A 5,224-nucleotide genomic window follows, 5' to 3' on the forward strand; every position below is an offset into this window, starting at 1 on the left:
CCCCCGCCACCCCACCGGCCCGGGACATGTCGGTCGCATGCAACCGCCCCGCCGACACGGTCAGGACGCGCCCGGCGATGGCCAGAAGCGACGGACGCTGCGACACGATCACCACCGTGCGGTGGCCGCCCTGGTCGCGCAGCAACGCGCGCACCATGGCGTCGGCGCCGCTGTCGAGGGCGGCATTGGCGGCATCGAACAGCACGATGCGCGGCGCGCCATAAAGCGCACGCACCAGCGCGATGCGCTGCGCCACGCCATGCGGCAGCGCATGGACCGAGCCGGGACCGACCTCGGTATTGAACCCGTTGGGCAGGCGACCGGCGAGGCCGGTGAGGCCCACCCGTTCGGCCAGGTCCAGCGCGCGGGCGCGATCAAGCCGCGGTCCCGCAACGCCGCGCGCGCCCGGATCCGGCGCAAAGGCGGTCATGTTCTCCATCAGGGTGCCGGCAAAGACCGGCGCACGCGCAGAAACATGCACGATCTGGCCCAGCAGGCTGTCCTCGGCATGGCGCCAGGGGTCATGGCGGCCATCCAGCCGGACCCGCCCGAGGTCGGGACAGCGCAGCCCGGCCATCACCATCAGCAGCGTGCTCTTGCCGCTGCCCGCAGCGCCGGTGATGCCGAGGATCTCGCCGGCCTCCACCGACAGGCTGACGCGGTCGAGGATCACCGGCCCGTCCCGCTCGCCCGCGACGGTGACATCGTCCAGCGCGATGGCGCCGCGCAGCCGCGGCAAGGCCGGTGCGCCGGGCGGCCTCGTGCCCGGCAGGCCCAGACCCGCGGCCACATGCGCGCGCTGTTGCGCCTGCTGGCGGAACCCCGTCCACAGCCCCAGAACCCGTTGCAGCGGCTGCAACGCCCGGTTGGCCAGCAGCGTGCAGGCCGCAAGCTCACCCAGCGTGATCTCGCCAGCCATCACTCCGAGACTGCCGCCAGCGGCCACGGCCACCATGCTGGTTCCCCCAAGCGAGGCCTGCAACACCTGCCCCGTGACGGCGCCGCGCGCCACGTCATGGTCGGCCCGCGCGGCGCCGCGCAACAGCCGCTCGAACCGGCGCAGCATCGGCGCCTCCAGCCCCGCCGCCTTGACCGCACCGATGCGGCCCAGCGTTTCCAGGACGAAGCTGAGCTGGCGGACGCGCACATCCTCGGCCGCGCGTTGCGCCCGGCCCTGCGCGCCGTCATGCAGCAGCAGCACCGCCGCGAACACCGCCATCACCGCCACAGGAATGACGGCGACCCAGCCCCCGATCACCAGGATCAGCGCCAGAAACAGCAGCGCGAACGGCAGATCCGCAAGAACCGCAAGCCCCTGCCCGGCGCGAAACTCCCGGATCCGGGAAATGGCGGCAAAGCGTTCGGCGTGCACCCCGCCCCCGTGCACCCGCAGCGCGATCGGATCGGCCGCCATCAGCCGGGCAAACATGCGCTGGCCGACCGCATGCTCGTGGCGCGCCCCGGCCCAGGCGATCAGCGTGGCGCGCACAAAGGTCAGCAACGCCTCCAGGATCAGCGCCACCGTCACACCGGCCAGCAACACCACCAGCGTCTCCAGCGCGGCGGCAGGGATGATCCGGTCATACAGCTGAAGGATCGCCAGCGGCAGCGCCAGCGACAGCAGGTTCCCCCCCACCGAGGCAAGCAGGATCGCCGCCGCCCCACCCATGTCGGATGGCACGGCACGGTCAGACGAGGCTGTCATAACCAGGGTCCTCCGGTGGCGGTGGGGTGGCGGGGTCGAAGGCACCGGGCATGGCACCCTCGGCGCCCTCGGGGGGCGGCGCGACATCAGCCCCGAAGGCGGCGAAATCGAACAGCGCCGCCGCCCCCTCCGGCGCGTCACCGGCCGGGCCATGGTCAATGTCGAGAAACCCCGGCGCAGCCGTGGCCGGGCCGGCCCGCGCCACCGCATCGCGGGCGTCCTGGCTGGCCGACAGATCGTCCAGCGCCGCCGCGAACGCCAGCTGGGCGGGGGCCGTGGCGTCGATCGCGGCACCAAGCGCGGACACGGCGGCCTCCGCGGCGTCCAGCAGCGCAAGCGCCGTCGCGGTTGCGGCGGCCGCCTCCGCCTCGGCCTGCGCATCGCGCGCCACGGCATCGCCCAGGTCGGCGGCGGCAGCATCGCGGGCGGCGGCGGCGGCGTCATGGGCGGCCACGGCGGCGGCGAATTCGGCCTCGGCCTGCGCAAGGACGACCTGCGGGCCGGATGCATGGACGTCGAGGGCCAGGGCCTGCGCCGTCACAGCCTCGGACAGGGCGGCGGCGGCGTCCTGCGCGACGGATCCGGCCGCCTGCGCCGCCGCCTCGGCGGTGGCAAACGCCACGAGCGCGCCGGCATGCGCCGCGGCGGCCGCGCCCTGCTGGTCCTGCGCCGCGGCCAGATCGGCAACCGCCCTTGCCGCCGCCCCGGCCGCGCTGGCCTGCGCCTGCGCCGCCTGCGCGACGACGGGCCGGGCGGCCTCCAGCGCGGCCTGGCTTGTGGCAAGCTGGGCCGTGGCGACGGCAAGGGCCTCGGACAGCGGCGTCCACCCGGCCAGCGCCTCGAGATGCGCCGCCTCGGCGGCATCAAGCGCCGCCTGCGCCAGCTCGAACCCGTCCTGCGCGGCGGGATCGTCGGGGGCGGCGCGCCACGCGGCATGCGCGCCCTGCCGTTGGGCCTCCAGCGCGCCGAGGGTGCTGCGCTGCTCCTCCAGCAGGGCGTGCGCGGCGCTGGCCTCGGCATGGACCGATATCAGCCGGGCATGATCCGCAGCTGCCGTGGCGGCAAGATCCTGCACCCACGCCTGACACGCGGCCAGGGCGGCGGTCGCGGCCCCGGCGTCGCCATGGGCAGCCTGCGCGACCTGCGCGGCGGCCTGCACCTGCGCATCCGCGGCCTTCACATCCTGCAGAAGCGCGTTGGCCTGCGCGGCCGCGGCGGTGGCCGCCGCCTGACGCAGCGCGAGTTCCGCCACCGCCGCCTCGGCCACGCCAAGGGCCGCCGCGGCGTGCGCGCCAAGGGCGTCCACCCCGGTCGCCGACGCCACTGCCGCGGCATGCGCGGCGTCCATCCCGGCCTGGGCGGCCAGCACCGCTGCGGCGGCGGCGTCTTCGGCGGCGGCAGCCTCGATCAGCGCGGACCGGGCCTCCAGGGCCGCGGCATGGGTGGCGGCGCGGTGGGCATCGGCCCCGGCCATCGCATCGGCGGCCGCGGTGGCCCGGGCAATGGCCTCCTCCGCCGCGCCCGCCAGCGGGTCGAGGGCGCCAAGCGCGTCGGCCAGCACCGCGTGCGCCTCGGTGGCGGCGGCGTGGGCGGCGCGGACCTCGGCCTCGGCGGCGGCAAGCGCCGCGTTGGCAGCCTCGATCCGTCCGGTCTCGTCGGTCCACGCCCGATGGGCGTCCGCGTTGTGGCGGAGGATGTCTGCGTTGGAGGGGCCCTGCGGGATCACCACCGATGGGGGCGCCACCACCGGGACCGGGGGCGCATGCGCGACGCGGACCACCGCCTCCACGATGTCGCTGTCGGCGGTGTCGGTACCCAGCTGGAAGCGCAGGGTGCGATCCCCCCCGGGGATCGTGCGCGCATCGGGATCTGCGGGCACAAGCTCGATCGCGCTCAGCAGGCGCGAGGCGACATCGGGCGGCACCCCCTGCGGCGCCGAGAGCACGAGCGTGGCCGCGTCGCCCGACAGCGCGACGTCGAGGCTGTAGTCGATGGCGTGTCCATCGATCCGCACGGTCCCGCCCGGCGGCTCCAGCTCCTCGCCCGCGAGGCGGATGCCGACGCCGCCCAGCGCCTCGAACACCACGGTGGCACGGGTGATGGGCGCGCCCCCCGGACCGACGCCCGCGGTCACGACGGGCATGGTCGAGACCGTCTCGAGGCTTTCGACAAAGGCCGGACCGACATCGAGGCGGAACACGATGTCATTGAAATCGCTGTCCCCGCCGGGGCGGGGCAGGTCCTCGAACCCGATCAGCAGATCGCCCGTCCGCACCCCCCACGCCCCGAGGGCGCCGGTATCCTCGCCGATGACCCCGCTGATGACCTGCTGCCGGCCGGAGGTGTTCAGCCCGAGCGTGTCGCCGTTGGCGGCGGTGTGGAAGATGTCGTGCGCCACCATGCCCGACCGGGGCCGGCCGGCCGCATCGACATAGTCGAAGTGCAGCCGCGGCGCCTCGGACATGCCGGGGGCGATCACCGCCGGGTCCCCCGTGGCGGTGCGAAAGGAAAGCGCCGCATCGCTGCGCAGCGCCGCCTGCAGGGCGGAATTGTTGAACCCGTTGGCGACGAGGAAGAAACCGAACGAGTCCCCCGCCCCAAGCGTGTCGAGCGTGACGGTGCTGAGGCCCGCGATCAGGTCGCCGCCCTCGTTGATCCTGGCATAGGCGCGGTTGATGTCCGACAGCGCGGCGGCATCGGCGCCGGCCTCCCGCCAGGCCGACAGCACATCGGCCTTGCGCGCCCCCGAGGCGTTGGCCCAGATGATGCCGACATCCTCGATCGTGCCGTCCGGGCCGATCCGGTAATATCCCAGCGTGTTGCGGTGGCCCGCCCCTTCGCCGACAAAGGTGACGCTGACGGGGTGGTCGTTCTCCAGGGTGAGGGTGTTGATGCGGGTGGTGCCGTTGATGTACTCCGGCGTCAGGCCCCGCCGCTCGCCGCCGAAGGGATCGAGGTAGTCCCACATCTGCGTCTCGTCCGGCGGGTTCACCAGCTCGCCGACACTGTTGTAGACGATGGCGCCGCCAGTGGCGCGAAGCGTCGGACGGACCGCGATGGGGACGGGCGCGGGCGGCAGGTCGAGCGGTGCGACCGCAACCGGATCGGGCGGCGCCGACGGCGGCGACGGCACCGGCGGCACGACCGGCAGAACAGCGCCGGGCGCGGCATCGGGCGCCGCGATGACGGGCACCGGCGGCGCCTCTGCGCGCTGCCAGGTCGCCAGCGGGCCGACCTGGACCTCCTCGCCCCGCGGCGGCGCGAGGTCGACCGTGATCGCGGCGTGGACCACCGGCGCATCTGGGGCCAGCGCCCCGGCCACGGGCACCGCCGCCACCGGCACCGCGGACGGAACCGCACCCGCATCCGGCGCCACCGGCGCCTCGTCCAGGCCAGGCAGCGCATCCCACGCCAGCGCCGCCTCCGGATCCGGCACCACGACCGACGGGGGCGGTGGCCCCGCCGGACCGGGCGTGTCGCCCCCCTCCACCGACGGGTCCGGCGCATCGGGGGTGGGGG

At 75.0% G+C, this 5,224-nt stretch carries 2 protein-coding genes; both read right to left on the minus strand.

Translation table 11 applies throughout. The annotated features are described in order from the left end of the window. Nucleotides 1–1,705: ABC transporter transmembrane domain-containing protein (locus CCR87_RS11400; protein ID WP_207186625.1), on the minus strand; the 1,705-nt coding region annotated here is incomplete at its 3' end. Further along, the coding region (locus tag CCR87_RS11405) for a DUF4114 domain-containing protein (RefSeq protein WP_201157648.1) at nucleotides 1,689–5,224 on the minus strand (3,536 nt) is incomplete at its 5' end. The genes CCR87_RS11405 and CCR87_RS11400, both read right to left, overlap by 17 nt.

It is taken from the genome of Rhodobaculum claviforme, assembly GCF_016653255.1.
Taxonomy (GTDB): domain Bacteria; phylum Pseudomonadota; class Alphaproteobacteria; order Rhodobacterales; family Rhodobacteraceae; genus Rhodobaculum; species Rhodobaculum claviforme.